This is a genomic window from Methanoregula sp. (assembly GCF_049690535.1).
In the GTDB taxonomy this organism is placed as follows: Archaea; Halobacteriota; Methanomicrobia; order Methanomicrobiales; family Methanospirillaceae; genus Methanoregula.
The window spans coordinates 1-19,911 of record NZ_JBAVMX010000087.1 but is presented as its reverse complement, the minus strand read 5'-3'; the positions used below and the strand labels follow the sequence as shown (position 1 = coordinate 19,911).

Annotated in this window: 14 protein-coding genes; all 14 read left to right on the top strand. The window is 51.0% G+C overall.

The features are described 5' to 3' along the window. Positions 1 to 16 precede the first annotated feature (16 nt). Entirely contained in the window at positions 17 to 541 is a 525-nt protein-coding gene (locus tag WCE46_RS06360; RefSeq protein ID WP_424732860.1) for a nucleotide-binding protein, read from the top strand. 42 nt (positions 542 to 583) lie between these two features. Next, a complete protein-coding gene (locus tag WCE46_RS06355) occupies positions 584 to 1,429 on the top strand; it encodes a hypothetical protein (protein WP_424732859.1) in 846 nt (281 codons plus the stop codon). A gap of 419 nt (positions 1,430 to 1,848) precedes the next feature. Beyond that, the gene (locus WCE46_RS06350; protein ID WP_424732858.1) at positions 1,849 to 2,700 is read left to right on the top strand and encodes an STAS domain-containing protein; all 852 of its coding nucleotides are present in this window, start codon (positions 1,849 to 1,851) and stop codon (positions 2,698 to 2,700) included. Between the two features lie 22 nt (positions 2,701 to 2,722). After that, the gene (locus WCE46_RS06345; protein WP_424732857.1) at positions 2,723 to 3,103 is read left to right on the top strand and encodes an STAS domain-containing protein; all 381 of its coding nucleotides are present in this window, start codon (positions 2,723 to 2,725) and stop codon (positions 3,101 to 3,103) included. Then, positions 3,100 to 3,504: an anti-sigma regulatory factor gene (locus tag WCE46_RS06340; RefSeq protein WP_424732856.1), complete on the top strand. Its 405-nt coding sequence runs from the start codon at positions 3,100 to 3,102 to the stop codon at positions 3,502 to 3,504. The genes WCE46_RS06345 and WCE46_RS06340 overlap by 4 nt, the downstream gene beginning before the upstream one ends. Further along, positions 3,495 to 4,535, top strand: coding sequence for a SpoIIE family protein phosphatase (locus tag WCE46_RS06335; protein ID WP_424732855.1), 1,041 nt, complete (start codon positions 3,495 to 3,497; stop codon positions 4,533 to 4,535). The genes WCE46_RS06340 and WCE46_RS06335 overlap by 10 nt, the downstream gene beginning before the upstream one ends. Further along, complete coding sequence (locus tag WCE46_RS06330) at positions 4,532 to 6,709, top strand: PAS domain S-box protein (RefSeq protein WP_424732854.1); 2,178 nt, start codon at positions 4,532 to 4,534, stop codon at positions 6,707 to 6,709. Before WCE46_RS06335 ends, WCE46_RS06330 begins: the two co-directional genes overlap by 4 nt. 293 nt (positions 6,710 to 7,002) lie before the next feature. Further along, positions 7,003 to 8,493, top strand: coding sequence for a hypothetical protein (locus WCE46_RS06325; RefSeq protein ID WP_424732853.1), 1,491 nt, complete (start codon positions 7,003 to 7,005; stop codon positions 8,491 to 8,493). 38 nt (positions 8,494 to 8,531) lie between these two features. After that, positions 8,532 to 11,654: a PD-(D/E)XK nuclease family protein gene (locus WCE46_RS06320; RefSeq protein ID WP_424732852.1), complete on the top strand. Its 3,123-nt coding sequence runs from the start codon at positions 8,532 to 8,534 to the stop codon at positions 11,652 to 11,654. 1 nt (position 11,655) lies between these two features. Beyond that, positions 11,656 to 14,970: a UvrD-helicase domain-containing protein gene (locus WCE46_RS06315; RefSeq protein ID WP_424732851.1), complete on the top strand. Its 3,315-nt coding sequence runs from the start codon at positions 11,656 to 11,658 to the stop codon at positions 14,968 to 14,970. Positions 14,971 to 15,336: 366 nt separating this feature from the next. After that, a complete protein-coding gene (locus WCE46_RS06310) occupies positions 15,337 to 15,660 on the top strand; it encodes a nucleotidyltransferase family protein (protein ID WP_424732850.1) in 324 nt (107 codons plus the stop codon). Then, a complete protein-coding gene (locus WCE46_RS06305; protein ID WP_424732849.1) occupies positions 15,650 to 16,003 on the top strand; it encodes a DUF86 domain-containing protein in 354 nt (117 codons plus the stop codon). Before WCE46_RS06310 ends, WCE46_RS06305 begins: the two co-directional genes overlap by 11 nt. Before the next feature lie 591 nt (positions 16,004 to 16,594). Beyond that, positions 16,595 to 18,586: an ATP-dependent nuclease gene (locus WCE46_RS06300; protein WP_424732848.1), complete on the top strand. Its 1,992-nt coding sequence runs from the start codon at positions 16,595 to 16,597 to the stop codon at positions 18,584 to 18,586. Position 18,587: 1 nt separating this feature from the next. After that, on the top strand, positions 18,588 to 19,911 hold a 1,324-nt coding region (locus WCE46_RS06295), incomplete at its 3' end, for a UvrD-helicase domain-containing protein (protein WP_424732847.1).

Below are 19,911 nucleotides of genomic sequence, written 5' to 3'. Positions count from 1 at the left end.
AATAGATCTTCTTATAATGAAGATCGGTAATGTCGAAGTGAAGGTCTCAATCCTCGCGATTGCGGTCTTTGTGATCTTCACTCTTTTTTTACTGGCTGCTTCCGTGTTCAGCACCGGTGTGAGATCGCAGCTGATCTGGATGATCCCGGGACTTTTTCTGCTGCTTGTGATCCCCATTGTCCTCAACTACATGAGCCGCAGCCAGTATGCAGATGTTAAGCCGGTCTACGAGATCGAAGCAAAAAGTGTCCGGGTCAAGCTGATAAACGAGAATATGATCGGAAAGCCGGTCCGGATCGAGGGCGTGGTGGAGAAGGTGCGTTTCCAGTTCCTGAACCGTCCGCAGTTTATCGTTGCCGACCGGTCGGGTGAGATTTCCGTCAAGATGTTTACGAGCCCATCAGAGGACATTCACGAACACGACGTGGTAGAAGTCGTCGGCATGGTGATCCGCCGCTATGTCGTTGTCGGTGACCCGGTGATCAACTGCGTCTCGATAAAGAAAATTGAGAGAAAGGCCGGGCCGGCAAAAGATCGCTAAACCTTTTGAGGCCGAATGCGATCCCATCCGTTTCGAGGTACCATGTCACATCCTGATGCGCCAGCCGGAACCCCCGCTGTCACGGCGATATACGACATTCTGGTGCCGGTGCTCTCGTTTGGGGGAGCGGCGCTTGCAATCCTCGTGTGGACAAACGGGATTGCCATTGACCTGCGCTTTACGGCAGCAGGCTGCGTGATCGCATCTATTGTCCTCGCGTATCTCGCATGGGTCCGGCCAAAAAAGGACATCGTTGCGCTGACGACACCCATCTATGCCCTCATCTTTTTTGCCGTGCCACTGGACGATGCCGTGGCGACAATTATCCTCGAACTGCTCTACGCGGTGAGCCTGTCGATCCTGCTCGTGCGGCTGAAGTACCGGTTCGGTAAGCCAGCTGCTTCCATCACTGAAAAGGGAGAACTGAGCGGCCCGCTCAAAGAGTACGTGGACAGAACGCACCAGGCCTGCGCCCGCCTGCCGACCGCCGCTGCGCACCGGGCTGCACTTGCGTTCCTGCGCTTTGCGGCCGGCGACTATGGCGACGTGCCACCGGAGGCACACGAGGGGGTCCGCGAGCTTGAAGGGTCGGGCTGTGCACCCGCCTTTACAACGGCATTTGAGATTGTGGCAGAGCAGGCGGAGACCACGGAGATGTCCCGCTCGCGGCCGTCGCGGTACAAAGAGTTTACCGCATCCGATGCAGGATTACTCGCCCGGCCCCTGCAACCCCGCAAGAAGAGCGACGACGGGTACGACCCGGCCTTCGATGCAGCGCTCGATAATGCGCTTCTCCTGCTCTTTGCCGCCGGGTGGACATCCTCGGAAGCGGACCGTACTCACCTCTGCAGGGCAGAGGCGTTTGCGGCAAAGGTGCTGGAAGAGTAACCCTCTTTTCGGGGTCATTAACTCGAAAACTTCCCACGTTGCTATCCGATTATTTTTTTTTATGTGTCGGGTCGGGCACTGTTTTTGTGATCCGGCCGGATCACGGATTTATTGCCGGAAAATCCGGCCCAAAAAACGATCCGGACGAACCGGTTCAGGTGCATAGTAATGACGTTGTGATTGGGTAACCGTCAAAAAGAAGCGCCGGAACCGTTGGGAGGGAATGATACTCTCTCCGGATTATATTACAAAAATTGGAAAGTACCCCAGCCCTTAACATCACAAACAGGTGATTTGGGTGATAAATAGGGTACAGTACCCCCATGCAATGACACAACCGGCACCTTTTACCCCGCAATCCCGTGTGATTGTATTCGAAATTTTAAAGAGTAGACCTGGAATTTGGGAGACTAACAAAAATGGCTAAACAAAAAAGCAAACTGATTGATATCTTCACGAATAACGAACAGGAGATCCTTGAGGACTGGATGCGTGAACAGATCGTTTCGATTACCTACCGAAAAGACCTTCTCACCGAGGCCGAACTCCGTACGCAGTCCGCAGAACTGATGGGTCTGATCATCGCCGCGACCCGCAGCGGGAATGTCACCGACATCACCACGCTTGAATGGAAACCGGTGCTTGATTTTCTTGCGGCCACTTCAAAGACCCGGGCTGCGCAGGGCTTTACCACCCAGGAGACGGCGACCTTTATCTTCTCCTTAAAGCAGCCGGTCTTTGCGCGCATGAAGTCAGAACTGGGGACCAATGCTTCGGCACTGGCAGAAGAGATCTGGATCGCAACGGTCCTTTTGGACAAACTGGGACTCTTTACCGCCGAAACCTACCAGAAGAGCAGGGAGGATATCATCCGGCGCCAGCAGCTGGAACTCCTAGAACTCTCGACACCGGTCATCAAGATCTGGGAGGGTATTCTCGTCCTCCCGCTCATCGGCACGCTGGACGATTCCCGGACGCAGGTCGTCATGGAGAACCTTCTCCAGAGCATCGTCGAAACGAACAGTGCCATTGCCATCATCGATATCACCGGGGTACCGGCTGTTGACACGCTCGTTGCCCAGAACCTGATAAAAACGGTCTCTGCTGCACGGCTCATGGGAGCGCACTGCATTATTTCCGGCATCCGCCCGCAAATCGCCCAGACGATGGTACATCTCGGAGTGGCGTTTGGAGACGTAGTCACGAAGTCATCCCTCGCCGATGCCCTGAAATATGCATTCCAGCAGTCCGGTATAACCGTTACCGGATAGGTATAACCAGGCGAGGGCAAGGATGGATAAGATACCCGTACTGAAAATAGGCGACATCCTGTTGATCACGATTCAGGTTGACATGCACGACCAGCTCGCCATTTCCCTCCAGGATGACCTCACGGCCCGGATTGTCAAGGATCATGCCAAGGGCGTACTCATCGACATCTCATCGCTCGAGATGGTCGACTCGTTTATCGGGAGGATGCTGGGGAACATTGCTGCGATGAGCCAGGCGTTGGGGGCACAGACGGTTGTCGTTGGTATGCGTCCGGCAGTGGCGATTACGATCGTGGAGCTCGGACTCCCCATGGAGAATATCCAGACCGCTTTAAATGTCGAGAGGGGTGTCAGGAAACTCAAGAGCGCCATGGATGAATCTGATAAAGGGTTCCAAAGATGAATCAACCGGAGCCCGAAACCGTTGAGATCAAAACAGGTGAAGATATCGTTAGTGCCCGAAAAAAAGTCCGCACCGGTATGATTGAGTTGGGATTCACCCTCATTGACCAGACGAAGATGGTGACTGCCGCAAGCGAACTGGCACGAAACACCATTGACTATGGCAAAGGGGGGACCATGCGCATCGAACACCTTGTAAACGGGGAACGGATCGGAATCCGGCTCATTTTTCTCGACCACGGCCCGGGTATCCCGGACATCCAGCAGGCGTTAAAAGACGGTTTCACTACCGGTTCCGGGCTTGGGCTTGGGCTGGGCGGTTCAAAGCGGCTGGTAAACGAGTTTAATATCAGGTCAGAACCGGGCAAGGGTACACAGATAACTGTGACGCGATGGCGATGAACGAAAGGGCGTGCATCCACATCAGGGAAATGAGCGACGTCGTGGAAGCCCGGCAGAAAGCAATGACTATCTGCGAGGTACAGGGGTTCACCGGGGCTCAATCCGGGAACGTTGCCGCCATCGTGACTGAACTTGCAACAAACCTCGTGAATCATGCCGGGGAGGGAGACATCCTCCTTCGTCTCTACACGGATGCAGAGGTTTCCGGGATCGAATGCCTCGCGCTTGACCGGGGTAAGGGAATAAAGGATATCGGCAGGAGCCTCAAGGACGCAGATCCTGCCGGGACCGGGCAAGGAAACGGCCTTACCTCAGTCCGGCGGCTCTCTTCTTTTTTTGATCTCTACTCCCAGCCGGAGAAGGGCACTGCAGTCCTCTCGCGGATCGCTAAAGAACCGTCTGCACACGAATCCGATCCACAGCATCCACGGTATACCTCCCGTATCGAGAATGGTGTGATCTGCCTTCCTCTCCAGCCGGGTGAGCCCTGCGGCGACGGGTGGGAGATAATCCGGTTACCGGGCAGGACCGTCATCCTTGTGGTCGACGGGCTGGGCCACGGGCTCGAAGCATCGAAGGTTCAGGAAGAAGCGATCAGGATCTTCCGGAAGAACCCGGCCCGTGAACCGGTAGAAATTCTCAGGATCCTGCATGCCGCACTCATGGGCACCCGTGGGGGAGCGGTAGCGGTTGCCGTGATCGATGAAATAAAAGGCATGGTCACGTTCGCAGGCGCTGGCAATATATCAGGACGGATCATCACCGGTCCTGACTCACGGGGCATGGTATCGTTAAACGGGACGGCGGGTATCGAGATCCGGAAGTTTCTGGAGGACTCACACTCCTGGGAATCAGAGTCCCTGTTAATCCTGCACTCCGACGGGCTTACCATGCAATGGGACCTGGAAAACTACCCGGGACTTCAGCGAAAGCACCCGGCTCTCATCGCAGGTGTCCTGTTCCGGGATCACAGGCGGGGAGGAGACGATGTGACGGTTCTTGCCGTAAAACAGGTTGAGATGAATGTATGAACCCCGTGATCACGAAAGTTGCATTGCAAAATGTTCAGGACATTGTCTCAGCCGGGTTCCGGACATGCATCATTGCAGAACAACTTGGATTTGATAAGGACGACCAGACCCGTATCAGTACCGCAGTATCAGAGATTGCGAGGACCGCGTTTGAGTATACCGGCGGGGGGGAGATAGAATTTTTCATCGATACTGATGTGGAACCCCATGTCTTTGGCATCACCGTCCGTGACCACGGGAACGAGGGCCCCCTGATTGAAGTACCCGGGGGCGGGGTTACATCAGAAACCGGGATGATGGAGGGCATAAACGGCGCGAAAGGCCTGGTGGACCATTTTCACATCGATGCGTATCCAACCGGCAGCACGGTTTTCCTGGGGAAGAACTTTTCACCTGCCACCCTGCAGGTGACCCCGGAACTTATCGCCCGGATCGCCGATGTGCTGGTAAAGACTGCCCTCCAGAACCCTTTCGAAGAGATCCGGGACCGGAACCAGAACCTCATCCGTATTCTGGAGGAACTGCACGTAAAGCAGGTGGACCTGATCAATGCCAACGATGAACTCGACAGCACCAACCGGGGTGTTGTGGCACTGTATGCGGAACTGGACGACAAAGCCCTCTCACTCAAAGCATTCGGTGAGGGCCTTGAGAAACGTGTAGAGGAACGGACGAGCGAACTCCAGAAGGCCAACACAGAACTGAAAAATGCCAAGGAAGAACTGCATATGCAGTTTGATGGACTGGCAGAGCGGGACAGGCTGCTTGGTGAGAGCGAGGAGCGGTTCCGCATCAGTGCACAGAGTGTCAGCGATGTCATCTGGGACTGGAATATTCCTGATGGCAGGGTGGACTGGTATGGCCGTATTGATGAGATACTGGGCTACGCCCCGGGTGAATTTCCCCGGACACTGGATGCATGGGAGAAGATCATTTTCCCCGATGACCGGGACCGGGTATTATCGATACGGGACCGGCATGTAATGATGCAGACTCCCTATACTGCAGAGTACCGGGTGGTACGGAAAGACGGGGAGATCCGCTCCTGGACCGATAAGGGCACTGCAATGCGGGATGAAAAAGGAAGAGCACACAGGGTGGTGGGTTCCTGCAGTGATATCACCGACAGCAAACGTGCAAAAGAGGCGAAAATTGCTTCAGAGATGCGGTACCGCCGGCTTTTTGAGACGGCCCAGGATGGCATCCTCATCCTTGACGACGAGACCGGCCAGATCGACGATGTTAATCCCTTTTTGATTACCATGCTGGGATTCACCCGCGAAGAGTTCCTGGGTAAAAAAATCTGGGAGATCGGGCTCTTTAAGGACATCGTTGCCAACAAAGACAATTTCGAATTACTGCAACGGAAAGAATATATCCGGTACGAAGATATGCCCCTTGAAACAGCCGATGGGCGGCATATAAACGTGGAGTTTGTCAGTAACGTCTATGAGGTGAATAACAAAAAGGTTATCCAGTGCAATATCCGGGACATTACCGACCGGAAGAAGATGACCGATCTGGTCGAAGCGTCGCTTGCCGAGAAAGAGACCCTGCTCCGGGAGATTCACCACCGGGTCAAGAACAACCTCCAGATTATATCGAGTCTCCTCAACCTGCAGATCCGTAAAATAGACGATAAGAGGACCATTGAAGTCTTAAAAGACGGCCAGGCCCGGGTGCTGTCCATGGCGCTCGTCCACGAACACCTTTACAAGAGCAAAGACTTCTCCCATATTGACCTGAAAAATTATATCCATTCGCTGGGAATGGAGCTCCTGCAGTCGTACGGAACCGCAAACGAAATTGTCCGGTTCGACCTGAACATCCCTGAGATTTATGTAGATATCAATACCGCAATTCCCCTTGGTCTCATCATCAACGAACTGATCACCAACAGCTTAAAGTATGGATTTAAAGGCAGGAAAGTGGGGAACATCTCCATTACTGCTACTGAAGATCTCCAGGCACTCACAATTATCGTTGCAGACGATGGTGTCGGAATGCCGGAGGACATCACGCTGGAGAACCAGACGTCGTCACTGGGACTCCGGCTCGTAAAATCACTTACCGGCCAGCTCCACGGGACGGTCGCGATCGATCGCACCTGGGGTACGAAGTTTGTGTTTGTTATTCCCAAACAGACCAAAACTCATGGGGAGACTGTCCCGTGAGGATCAATACCCCCGGAAAACGAGAGGGGTTTTAAATGGCCTAGACGGTCACCAGGTACCCGTTAGAGAAACATGTCAGGAAAAGCCGGTCGAGAGGCCGTCCCTGATACCGGTCTTTTTTTCTTTGTTCAGGTGGGAGATATACACCTCGAACTGGTTGTTTTTCACTGCGAACATACAGAAAATAGACCTCGACCTTTTCATTTTCACCATCTGCCCGGTATATTAATAAGATTTATTCGCGAGAACTCCTCATCGATTAGATGAACAGTAGTTCCTCCAGGTGCACCTCAATGGATTCTCCCCTTTTCGAACATCTCGGCAGATTTCTGGAACGAATAAAAAATGTAGGATTTTTCGAGCGGCTTTTCTCTTGGAGAACGATCGTCTCCCTCAGTTACGACGCCTACGGGGACTACCAGAAAGTCCAGGATACCTTAAGGAAAACGGATCAGGATATTTCAGATCTGACAGGAAAAATACGGGATCTCTCAAAGGATCTTGAAATACAGAAGCAGAACTTCGGGCAGGCACAGACCGATCTGGCAAGAGAACAGGGCCGTGTGCAATCGCTCAGCGATAAGGTGGGGGAGAAAGAAAGCGAGCGGGCAAAACTCGAAACAAGACTCTCCGAAACGATCACCAAAACGGACGAGACGATCCTCAGGCTCAAGGGAGAACTGATCGATCTCAAATCGAAAAATGAGGATCTGACACGAAGGATTGGGGAACGGGAGAACGAGGTTGGCGGGCTCAGAGAATCTGAAAGAAAAAACAGTGAAAATATTCAAAATAAGAAAGAAGAAATTGCGTCGCTTACGACAAAGATCGATCAGCTCAACCGACAATTCACTGAAGCCAAGGAAACGATAGCAAAGTTCAGCGAAAACGAGGAGGAACGCACTCGTATATATGATGCCCGGGTTACCGAAATCAACGCACTCAAAAAACAGCTGGACGATGACCGGCTCCGGGTGCAGGCTGAGCGGGACGCCGAGATCCACCGGCAGTACGAGGCTATGGAGCAGACCTGGAGGAAACACGAGGAAGTCGTCGAGCAGTCACTCCGGTCCATCTGCCAGCGCCACACGCTGGAATACTGCGACAAGGAAAAGTTCCCGGTGGCCGGGAAGAAACCGGATAATGCGATCCTGATCTGCGACCAGTACGTGATCTTCGATGCGAAAAGCCCGAAGAATTCCGAAGATCTCTCCAATTTCCCGTTATATATCCGAAACCAGGCCGAGGCAGCGAAAAAGTATGCAAAAGAAGAGAATGTCAAGAAGGAAATCTTCCTTGTCGTCCCGGCAAACACGGTTGAATACCTCGATGAATTCCACCTGGACATGGCCGATTACCAGGTCTATGTCGTCACCTATGACAGCCTTGAACCAATCATCCTCGCCTTAAGAAAGATCGAGGACTACCAGTTCGTTGATCAGTTAAGCCCGGAGGATCGCGAAAACATCTGTAACGTGATCGGCAAATTCGCGCATGCGACCAAACGAAGGATGCAGATTGACACGTACTTCTTCAACGAATTTTTAGGCCTGCTCCGGTCCTGCGAGTCACTTCCTGAAGATATCCTGAAAAAGGTTGTGGAATTCGAGAAGGCAGAAAAGATGAATCCCCCGATGGAGAAGCGCAAGAAATTGATCCCGACAAAAGATCTTGAACATGAGGTTAAAAGCATTACAAAGAAAGCGGAAGCCTACGAGATCGATGTAACTGCGGTGACAAAAGAGAAGATCGAGACGATCCCGCTCGATAAGTACCTGGAATAAATCCCTGCCTTTTTCTTCCCGCAGAATAACCACATATCATGCCAGCACAGTCTTCCCCTGAGTCATGTGAAGGGGCGGTCGTATACGATTATGCGCTCCCCGGGGAACAGCTGGATAACGTCATCAGCGGTTTTGTATCTGCAGCAAAGGAAGATCCTTTCACGAGCTGGCTCCTTCTCCCCACGGAGAGGCTGGTCCTTCATGTCACCCGGTCCCTGACGGAGAATAAGATCCCGATTGTCTCTTCCCGCATCTGTACGCTCGAAGGATTCTGTAAAATCCTGTTTGAAGAGAACCGGACCATCGACCGGTTCCTGTCAAAGGGCGAAGCGAAGCTGTTGCTCGCGCAGATTCTTGAGAACCTGGCAGCGAATGTCCCGCTCTTTGCAGCACGCGATCATCCGACATCCGGCACGATCGATGATCTTATGACCTTCATGAATGTCATCCTGACACGGAAAGTCCCGTTCCCGGAATGTCTTCTGACACTTGAGAGCGAGAAGAGCGATCAGCTTGACACGATCATCACCGCATACCGGAACCGGCTTAGGGAACTGGACCTTGTCGACAGCAGTACGATCCTCGAATGGACGATCGATCACCTGTACCGTTCCGGCACTGCCCCGCTCGGGACGGTCTTTGCCTACGGGTTCCACGATACCCTGCCCCTTGAAGAGGATCTCTTCGGGGCCATACGGGAGCGTGCAGAAAAAGTCCATTTCTCCGTTCCCGATGGCATTGATCCGACAATTTTCAGGAACCGGCGTAAAGCGGGAGACCCGCCCGCACCGGTTGTGCCCTCCCTGCAATCAACGATCACCGGTCTTTTTTTAAAAACCGATGCCCTTCAGGCCGGGGAGCGTTTCCGGGTACGTACAGTTCCCACGCGGTATGCAGAAGTAGCCGGCATCGCTGCAGAGATCGGCCGGCTGAACCGCACAATGCCGCTTTCCGATATTGCGGTTGTGTTCCCGGAGATCCGCGAGAATCTCGGACTCATCGAAGAGGTATTTGCCGATTCCGGGATCCCGTGGAACGCGGCAGTCGGGCCCCGGCTCTCACAGGCACCAGTGGTCCGGTTCTTCCTGGATATCGCGGGTCTTGCCGCCACCGGGTATACCCGAGAAAATATTGTCCGGCTGATTGCAAGCCCATTCTTCCGGAAGGGGCCGGTTCCCGGCGGGTCGGGGTACCTGGATGCGGCCGAAGTCGATCTTGTGTCCCGGTATGCCGGGATCGACGGCCCCCACCCACCCTGGAAAAAACAACTGGCTTGGCTCCATAACGAGATGCAGGACGCAGAAAAGGCAAAGAACTTCCCCGGGATCACGGTTCAGTCCGTTGTACGTGTCCAGGAAGGAATGGGGATCCTTCTTGCCGGCCTCGATTATCTCTCAAAAAAGAAACGGCTCAGGGATCATATCGCCGGACTCAGGGAATTTTTGGATCTGTGGAATATCCCATACCTCTTCGGCGCACCGGAGGAGGATCTGAAGGCTCATGAGATCCGGATCGCTACGACATTCCGGTCCCGTATCGAAGCTCTCGCCCGGATTGCATGGATGCCGGCCGATACCCCCATCACCGCGTCGGAGTTTTTCCGGCTTGTCTCCACGGTTGCAGAAGAGCGGGACGGTGCCCTCCGGCAGGATGCCGATGGTGTTGCAGTTCTCGGTCTCCACGAATGCCAGCACCTGAAGTTTGGCGTGGTCTTTATCGGCGGACTCACCGAAGGTGTTGTTCCCCGGCTGACGACCCGGCTTCCGTTCACAAACTCCTTAGAGAACACCCGGATGGGAACCCGTACGCTTGCCGAGGTTCTCCGTGAAGAACAATATTATTTCATCGCGGCCCTGCTCGCCGCAGATCAGACCGTATACCTGAGCGCCCCGCTTGCCGATGGGGAGAAAACCCTGCTCACCTCGGCATTTTTCGAGCGGGTCAGGATGCGAACCGGGGAATGCCCGTGGCCTGCGTCCCCACAAAATCCATGTGTATCCCGGCGGACGGCAGCGATTGTGGCAGGGAACGGGATCCGCGAGGAAAACGCCTGCGGAGTTCTTGGCCTCATCCCGGGTTCGCAGGACATCAGCGATCTTACCCGGCGCATCAACATGGAACGGTATTACCGTAGGGGCGGATGCGATTCGCCGTATGACGGGATCCTCTACGGGGACGATGCGATTAGTGCAGTTCTTGCCGGGCAGTACGGTCCGGATCATGTTTATTCCCCGACAAGCCTTGAGACCTATGCCACCTGCCCGTTTGCCTATTTCCTCAGCCGCGTGATCGGGCTCGATGCCCTGCCTGAGGTGGAGCCGAACCTCTCGGCAAGCGATCGCGGGACTGCCATCCACCATGTCCTGAACACCTTTTACCGGCAGTGGCTGGCCTGCGGCAAAAGGGTCAGCCTCTCCACGCTCGCGGATGCAACGGAGATGATCCTCCGGATCGCAAAGGCCGAACTGGACACGTTTTCATTCCAGAGCCCGCTCTGGGATGCGACAAAGATCCAGATGCTTGGCGATCCCCGGACCGGTCCCGGGTGTTTCGAACGGTTCCTTGCAAGCGAAACGCAGGAAGAGAGTTCACCGCTCGTTCCATCGCGCTTTGAGTTCTCCTTTGGCATGGGAACCGAAGCGTCTGACGATCCCGCATCGTCACCGGAACCGGTTGAACTTGTGTCCCCGGATGGTGCAAAGAACCTGCGGATCCGGGGCCGGATCGACCGGATCGATATCACACCTTCGGGAGAGTTCCTCATCTATGATTACAAATCCGGCTCCACGCATCCAAAGGCAAAGGATATCGAGGCGGGAACTGCCCTGCAGCTGCCGCTCTATCTCTTGGCATTCGCACAGATCACCGGCTCGCACGGGATCGGCGGGGGATACTATACTATCCGGCGCGAGGTGGAGCGAAACATTGTCCTTGCAGATGCATCAGTAAGAGACCTGCTGATCACCCGGTTCAAACCGTCACCGGATTTTGCCGGTACGATCCGGCACTCCTGCGACTGTGCCTTTGCCTACATTGAAGGGATACGGAACGGGCGGTTCCCGCTTCCCCCGGAAGAGGAATGCCCGAATACATATTGCGACTTCAGGCGCATCTGCCGCTTCGATCCGTACCGGATTCTGGAGACCGGGGAGGAGACCTGATATGACAGCGACACCTCGGCAGGGAGAGGCGATCACCTTACACGACAAGAGCATGGTGGTCACTGCAGGTGCCGGGACCGGGAAGACGTACGTGCTCGTCCAGAAATATATCGACCTCCTGAAAACAAAAGGCGTGAGCGTGCCGCAGATCCTCGCCCTGACGTTTACCGACAAAGCCGCGGCCGAGATGAAGGACAGGATCCGTAAGGAGATCCTCCGGGAGGAAGGCCCGCAGTGGGAGAAGGCGGCGGAAGATTTCATGATTGCACCGGTCCAGACCTTCCATTCCTTCTGTGCGCAGGTGCTCCGGGAGTTCCCGATCGAGGCCGGTCTCGAACCCGGCTTTTCTGTTCTTGACGAGCAGCAGGTCTCCCGCATCCACAGCACCGCATACGAGGACCTGATCCATACCCGGCAGGAGGAGCCGGTGAATGCTGCAATCGTCCAGGTACTCGCCATCACCGAGCAGTACAACCTAAAGACGATACTTTCTGTACTGTACGCGAAACGGGAGCGCTATGCCCGGTTCTTCGCGGCCCTTAGTAAGGACGAGAGCCATGTGCTTGCAGTCTGGAAGACCGAGGTCAGTACATTCCGCGATGAGGAGATTAGTGCGCTGCGAAAGGATCCCTCGTTCTCCTCCCGGGTCCGTACGCTGCTTACCCTTGCTGCCGCGTACGATGGCGTGGATGACAAGGCGGCATTCTTCCTCCATGAGATCCGGCCGCTGCTTTCCGTGCTTGAAAATGCCGGTGACCCGGAGGAATTCTGCCGGGCTGCACTTGTACTTGCACAAAAGAGACCGGGCAATGTCGGGAGCAAAAAAGTCTGGAAGCCGGACGATCTTGCGGAGTTCAAAGGCTGCTGGAAAGATCTTGCCGGGATCCTGAACCGGAAGCACTCCCTCTTCCTGATGACCTTTGACGCATCCGATCCGGTCATTTTCGGCTCGGTGCAGTTCCTCAGAGCGCTGTCGCTTGTCTTCTCCCGGTATGCAGAGATTGTCGGCAGCGGGAAGGCGGCACTTGGCGGTCTTGACTTTGCCGACCTGATCCTCCATGCCCGAACATTATTCCTCGAACAGGGCGACCTCGTTGCCACGCACTTCATGCCCCGGTTCCGGTACATCCTTGTCGATGAGTTCCAGGACACGGACCCGTCGCAGGCCGATATCATCCGGGCGATTGTCGGGACACCCTCGCCTGAAACAGACTGCCTCTTTATTGTCGGCGACCCCAAGCAGTCGATCTATCTCTTCCGCGATGCGGACGTGACGCGCTTTAAGGAGGCGCAGGAGATTATCACGGCTGCGTGCAGGGGCCGGAAGGTGACGCTCGACACCAGCTTCCGGAGCACAAAGGAAGTGATCGGCCTTGCAAACATTATCTTCTCCCGACTGCTTGCCTCCGCAGAGAAGCCGTGGGAGTTCGGATACGAGCCGGTCGGGATTGCCGATAACCGGGCCGGTCATTCCGGTTCGGTGGAACTGCTTCTCCCGCCCAAAGGGTGCGATGCGGCCGGGACAAAACGGAGCGAGGCCGGCATGGTGGCCCGGCGGATCCACAGCATCACAAATGCGCAGCCGCTTTCCGTGTACGAAGAACTACCGGACCATTCGTTTATCTCCCGCCCGGCCCGGTACGGCGATATCGCGATCCTGCTCGAAGCGCGGACCAATCTTTCGTATTACCTTGCGGCTCTCGGCGAGTACGGGATCCCGTTCTATGTCCACGGCGGAACCGGGTTCTACCACCGGCAGGAAGTGTACGATCTCGCAAACATCCTCTCGTTCCTCGAACACCGGCACGACAGCGTGAGTCTTGCCGGGATCCTGCGGTCGCCGTACTTCGGCCTCCCGGATACGGAACTCTTCCGTATTGTGCAGGAACGCGGGAATACGCTCTGGGACAAACTCGGGAAGTACGCGGAACAGGATGGGCCGGCAGCGCACGCACGCGACCTTCTCGCTTCGTGGCAGCAGTACGCCGGCCATGTGGGGCTCGTCGCACTGCTCCGCCGGATCCTGTACGAGTCCGGTGTCTGCACCGTGTATGCCGCGCTCCCGGCCGGGGAACAGGTCCTCGCAAACATCGAGAAGCTTGTTGCCATGGCCCGGAACCGCGAGGAGGCCGGGCCGTATGCACTCGCCGATTTCACCGCCGATCTCCGACAGGCGATGGACGAGGACGAGCGGGAGGGCGAGGCGCAGCTCGATGCGCTTGCTAAAAACGCGGTCAACATCATGACCGTGCATGCGGCAAAGGGATTAGAGTTCCCGGTGGTTTTCGTGCCTGACATGGGCGCGTCCTTCCGCGAGACCTATCCCCCGATCATGATCGGCGAGAACCCGCTGGTGGTGGGGGTAAAGGTCCCAAACCCTGCGGACAATTTTGCATTGACAGAGAGCGCCGTGCTCCTTACCCTGCGCGAGCAGCAGCGCCAGAAGGAGCGGGCCGAGAGGAAACGGCTGCTCTACGTGGCCCTGACCCGGGCCCGCGATCATCTCTTCATGAGCGGGACGGCCCCGGAGGATCCCGGGCTCTCGTTCGATCTCGCCCGGTCCCGGATCGAGTGGATCGTTCTGGCCCTTGGCGTGACCGGGGATGCGATTGCTGCCGGCGGCCTCGCGCTGCCGGACGGTCCCAGGCTTGCGATTGTTTCGGACCCGGCAGCGATCCCGGCCGAGACCGGGCGGGTCGAGCCTTCTCTTATCATTGTACCGGAGGAATGTGCGGGGAAGTCCGGGACCCGGGCAGAGCCGGTGTACGATGCCGGGCCGGGGCGGGTGAAGGTTGTTTCCGTTTCGGAGCTGGAGCGGGGAACAGCAGAGGGACCGGTGCCGGCCCGGGAGCCCGGTGCATCGAAGTACCTGCCGGGCGTTGAAGGGACAGTCAAGGGCACGATCATCCATGAAGTCCTGCGGGGCCGGGATGCTGCGACCGTGCTCAAAGAGTACGGGGAATTTTCGGAGGAGCATCTCCGGCAGTGCGAGGAGATCTGCGCTGCTTTTTTCTCTTCGGATCTGATGAAGCGGGTGAAACGGTCGTATTGTGAAGTGCCGTTTGTGATCGCGTGGGAGGGACAGCCGGTGACGGGGGATATTGACCGACTCTGTGAACTCGACGATGGCTCGTGGGCCGTGATCGATTACAAGAGCGAGCCGGTTTCTCCGGAAGAGTATGCTTTGGTTGCGGAGGAGTACCGGGTCTCGATGGATGTTTATGGAGAGGCGGCGAAGCGGCTGGTGTCGGGGAAGGAGGTTGCCGCTTATTTGTACTTCACAGAGACCGGGGAATTTTTGCCGATGAAGTCCTGAAACGATTTGGATCTTTTTTTCTAAACCCGTCGAATTGGACGGGATTAACAGACGAATTTTTCCCCAACCCTATCCTTATTGTAACAGAATCGCCCGGCTCCTGTTCAAAGACAGTTCAGCCCCCTGCAAACACCCTCCCTGGCCGGCCCGTTTACAAAAGCGCAGGTACATTTCCCGGTTAGCTAACTGCACCCACAATTTCGGTTGGATCGGACCTCAACCAGATCAATATGCCCGCCGCTGGTCCGGTAAATGACAAAGGCATTCCCAAACGATCGGTCATATGTGGAGTCCCGGTCGCTGATCTGACCAAACTCTTATTTTCAAGGAATCACTTAATTCCATACAAGGACTATGGTGATCCAGATGCCCGAACAGGTAATCTCCCGAAAGCGGAAAAGTCTCATCATAAAAAAGCTGGAAACCGCAGCACCAGCCATCCGCACAAAATTCGGGGTGAAGCGTATCGGCATCTTTGGCTCCTTTGCCCGTGGCGAACAGACGCGGAAAAGTGATATTGACGTTCTCATCGATTTCCAGCCGGGAAAAGAAACGTACACCAATTTCATGAACCTCGCTGACTTCTTAGAGGATCTCTGCGGCAGGAAGGTGGACATCCTCTCGGAAAAATGGGTATCCCCGCTCCTGAAGCCCTTCATCAGCCAGGATGTGATCTGGATTGAAATCTGACAGGGTTCTCCTCATCCACATTAAAAACGAGATGGTGTTTCTCCAGCGAATTGCAAAAGGCCGGACCCTGGACGATCTGGTCCATGACGACTATTTTTCTCATGCCGTAAGAAGTGCGATTGAAGTGATCGGTGAGGCGTCGAAAAATATCTCCCCCGCGGTACGAGAACAATACCCCGCCATAGAATGGAAAAGGATGTCCCAGACGCGTGATCGGATTATCCACCGGTATTTTGATATCAACTGGCAGATTGTGTGGGATCTGATCACCATTGAGCTCCCGGTTCTCGAACCAAAGATTTCCGCAATCATCCGGGATCTGGATCGAAATTCTTCTTTGTAACGTCGGAATTCGACACAACCCGGTTGCCACTCCGCCTATCGGGATCTTCCTTTGTAAAGCCCTCTTTCGGCTATGACCGGCAGACCGTAACCCAAATACGCCCTATACGGCCCCGGATTGGCAATCCGGCGATCCCATTTTCCGGTTCCACAGGAAACAGTGTCCACGCCCACGGAAGAAACGGCATTTTGGGAGTATTTTACAAAACTGGGCAAAATGAAGGCCACTTCAACCTGCAATACAGTGGGCCTGTACAGGCCACGGTTTTCCGGAGGGGTTATTGTATGTGGGAGGGGCTAAAAAGGGCGCTATTGTCTCCGAGACCTCTGGGCCGGGATACGGAGACCGTGCTCAAAGAGTACGGGGAATTTTCGGAGGTGCTAGGAGATTCACGCTGCGTTTTTCTCATCCGATCTCATGAAACGGGTGAAGCGGTCGTACTGTGAAGTGTCGTTTTTGGTGACGGTTGACGGGAAGCCTGTAACGGGGAAGTTCTATATTTTAAAATTAAATTCATCTATTCTTTTATAGTTTAGAATTGAATAACAAAAATAATTTAAGCCATTTAATAGAGTAAAGGGAAGAGCTCTCATGAAATTGAAAACAGTTCATATTGAAAAGTTTCGAAATATCGATGAACTAAAACTAGATGTAGAACCTTTGACTGTGCTAATTGGAGAAAACAATATTGGAAAAACAAATATTTTGTTAGCCATTCAAAAAATTTTAAAAATGGATGAGAGTCCAACCAGAATTAGATTTGATGAAGAAGATTTTTTTTACGATCCAATCACAAAAATCCGTTGTGATGAGATTAAAATTGAACTCATGTTTTCAGATTTAACTGATAATGACACTTCAGCTTTTGTAGATTCTGGAATTGATATTGAAAAAAACCAAATAACATTAAGACTTCATGCAAAATGGGAACCAGACAATAACGATGCGAGTATTGAGGTTTATTTTGTCAGACCTGATGACATTACTGACGATAAAGGAGAGAAATTAACGCTTGCCTTAAAAAAATATATGCCCTTTTTCTATATTTCTGCATATAGGGACATTTACCGAGAAACAAAATACTCTAACAGTGACTTAAAACAAATTTTTAAAAATTATAATACCCATTTTCTGAAACCACTTGAAGATCAATTAACCTTATGTAATAACACTATTGATGAGTATATTCAAGATTACGAATCAACAGAAGATCCAAAATTAATCTCTATTTTCAAAGGAATTAAAACCAAATTAAATGAAACGGAGATCAAGTTTCTCTTAACCAAGAAAGATGAGATCGATTCGTTAATTCCTAACATACGCATACAGGATGAACAGTTATTCAAAAAAATTTATGATTTGCTTGTTTTGTTATTGAAGAAGATTAAGATTCAAAAAAATTTAATTGACATTCAATCTATCGTGAACAATCTCGAAGATGTGGAAAAAATCAAGCATACGTTGAAAGAGTATCTGCATCTTTTTGTCCCTCAAGGTGAACTTGAATTTACACTAGGTGCGATTGATGAGTCTGATCTTTTTGAAGAGAGTAATGTCGATTTTAAGGAAATATCAATATTGAAGCAGGGCACGGGTCTCCAAAGTTCATTTGTCATTGCTCTAAAAATCTGCAAATTATTAAGCCAAATAGAGTTTTCTGACGAAACTATAACGAACCTCTTTATTGCTTTAGAGGAGCCCGAAGCCCACATGCATCCACATCTCCAACGAAGCCTAATCAAGAAATTAAAAAGAAAACAGATTGAACTTCAAGAAAGTGGTTTGGATGTTCAGTTTTTAATTTCCACTCATTCACCCTTCATTTTATCGCAAGTCGAGAAAAATGAAATTTGTTTATTAAAAAGAGATACTCATCTCACAGTTACAAAGTTTGATAATGAATTTTTCCAAAGACTGGCAGGTAAATTTTCGAAAGATAAATTAAAACATTTTGATCATATTTTCAGAATTTATCCTGAAATTTTCCTATCTCGGGGTGTTCTTATAGTAGAGGGACATACTGAATTTGGAGCCATACCCGAATTTGCAAAAAAAATTCCCGATTACGATTTAGATGAATTGGGACTAACTATCGTTAATGCTGAAAGTAAAGACACTGTGATGCCACTTTATCTTATATTAAAGGAATTTAGTCGATGCATTGCAATTAGGGATAATGAGGGAACAAATCAAGATGAACATCTAATTCGAGATCAAAATGAGTTTTATTCTAAAACTCAATTGAAGGACTATGAAGAAGAATTAATGAGAAGTGCAGGTCCTTTAAAATTAATTAAAATTTTTATAAAGATCGATCCGGATCAAACTGGGCAAAAATGCTTTAATCATCTTCAGAAATTTGTTCCCGAACTTCAAAAACTGGATGCCAGTACTTGTTTAGCTCAATGGGATTTGTTCGACTTTTCAAAAGTTCCTATTGATAACACAAAATTTAAAAAATTATTAGTTGAAAAAGGAAAAACTTCCCTTACAAGTTCTCTTATCGCAAAAGAATTGAACGAAAATGAAATTCCTCAATGCTATAAAGATTTTTTAACGAATGCTAAACAAATGGTGACTTAACGTGACTATCGACTTATCTCAAATTGATGTAATAAAATTACCAATTGAGTCTTCTGTTTTTGTGACAGCACCACCAGGATTTGGAAAAACATACTTAATGACAGAACGAATTAGTTCAATATTATCTAAAAATATAATCCGACCCCCGAATAAGATTTTGGCATTAACTTTCTCGAATGCTGCAGCAAACGAATTAAAAGATCGAGTAAAAGATCGAATACATGAACCTGAAAAATATATTGATGTAATGACCTTCCATACCCTTGCCTTTTTTTTATTGAAGATATATGGGCCTCTTGTCGGAGTAAAACGGAATTTTTTAATTGTAAATGAGAATAAAATTGATGAATGTAAAAAGGATTTTTTTCAGAAATACATATCCCAAACAAATCCCTCTAAAAAGGATGACATAAATGAATTATTCACACTTATTCAAAATTATGATGACTGGTACAAAAATAAATTTATTCAACTAAAGGATGAAAAATATCAAAATCCTGAATTATTTTATCAACTAAACGAAAAAATTCGAACTGAATTTGTAAACGATGAAAATCTCACATTCGATTTTTTATTGTTTAAATCGATTGAATTGCTAAAAACGAAACCCAATCTCAAAGAGATTTATCATAAAAAATATTCTCTGATATTTGCGGATGAATTTCAAGACACAAACTATCTCCAGTATATGTTTCTCAAAGAAATCGCAATCAGCGCAAACTCAAGAAAAAGACCGGTATTTGTAGTTGGAGATAAAAAACAAGCAATTATGAAATTTCAAGGTGCAAATCCTGAAAATATTGAGTATTTAGTTGAAGATTTTAATTGCGTAAAAAAAGAGTTGAAGAAAAACCATCGAACAAATTCTCGATTGGTATTATCTTTAACTAATAAATTACGAAATCCAACGGATGAAATTCCAACAGATATTAAATGCAAAATGTATCTTCATAGAACAATAGAAGAAGAAACCGCCCGTCTGGTAGAAATAGTAACCCAACTAAAAAATAATGGAACCAAACTTGATGATATTTGTATTTTGGTTCCTGTATTAAAAACTGCGATTCCCATAAAAAAAGCGTTTATTGAGAGGTCGATCGATTTTTTTATCATTAACGAATTTAAATTTGATTTTGTTTCAGAAAATTACCCGAAAATATTTACAGAATTTGAAAAACGAATCCGCGCCAAAAGTACCCGTGGAAGCGTAAGTCGAGTCTTATCAAATGTACTCAAAAAATTTTATGCGGAGAATATGAATGAAGATCCCGTTCTTAAAAATCTTCAAAAATTTGCGGTAAAATTTGATTCGAGCACTTATAAAT

Excerpts from the sequence above, each read along its gene's own strand:
- WCE46_RS06345 (WP_424732857.1), top strand. The coding sequence starts at position 2,723 with ATGGATAAGATACCCGTACTGAAAATAGGCGACATCCTGTTGATCACG.
- WCE46_RS06355 (WP_424732859.1), top strand. The coding sequence starts at position 584 with ATGTCACATCCTGATGCGCCAGCCGGAACCCCCGCTGTCACGGCGATA.
- WCE46_RS06320 (WP_424732852.1), top strand. The coding sequence starts at position 8,532 with ATGCCAGCACAGTCTTCCCCTGAGTCATGTGAAGGGGCGGTCGTATAC.
- WCE46_RS06310 (WP_424732850.1), top strand. The coding sequence starts at position 15,337 with ATGCCCGAACAGGTAATCTCCCGAAAGCGGAAAAGTCTCATCATAAAA.
- WCE46_RS06360 (WP_424732860.1), top strand. The coding sequence starts at position 17 with ATGAAGATCGGTAATGTCGAAGTGAAGGTCTCAATCCTCGCGATTGCG.
- WCE46_RS06350 (WP_424732858.1), top strand. The coding sequence starts at position 1,849 with ATGGCTAAACAAAAAAGCAAACTGATTGATATCTTCACGAATAACGAA.
- WCE46_RS06335 (WP_424732855.1), top strand. The coding sequence starts at position 3,495 with ATGGCGATGAACGAAAGGGCGTGCATCCACATCAGGGAAATGAGCGAC.
- WCE46_RS06300 (WP_424732848.1), top strand. The coding sequence starts at position 16,595 with ATGAAATTGAAAACAGTTCATATTGAAAAGTTTCGAAATATCGATGAA.
- WCE46_RS06325 (WP_424732853.1), top strand. The coding sequence starts at position 7,003 with ATGGATTCTCCCCTTTTCGAACATCTCGGCAGATTTCTGGAACGAATA.
- WCE46_RS06330 (WP_424732854.1), top strand. The coding sequence starts at position 4,532 with ATGAACCCCGTGATCACGAAAGTTGCATTGCAAAATGTTCAGGACATT.
- WCE46_RS06315 (WP_424732851.1), top strand. The coding sequence starts at position 11,656 with ATGACAGCGACACCTCGGCAGGGAGAGGCGATCACCTTACACGACAAG.
- WCE46_RS06340 (WP_424732856.1), top strand. The coding sequence starts at position 3,100 with ATGAATCAACCGGAGCCCGAAACCGTTGAGATCAAAACAGGTGAAGAT.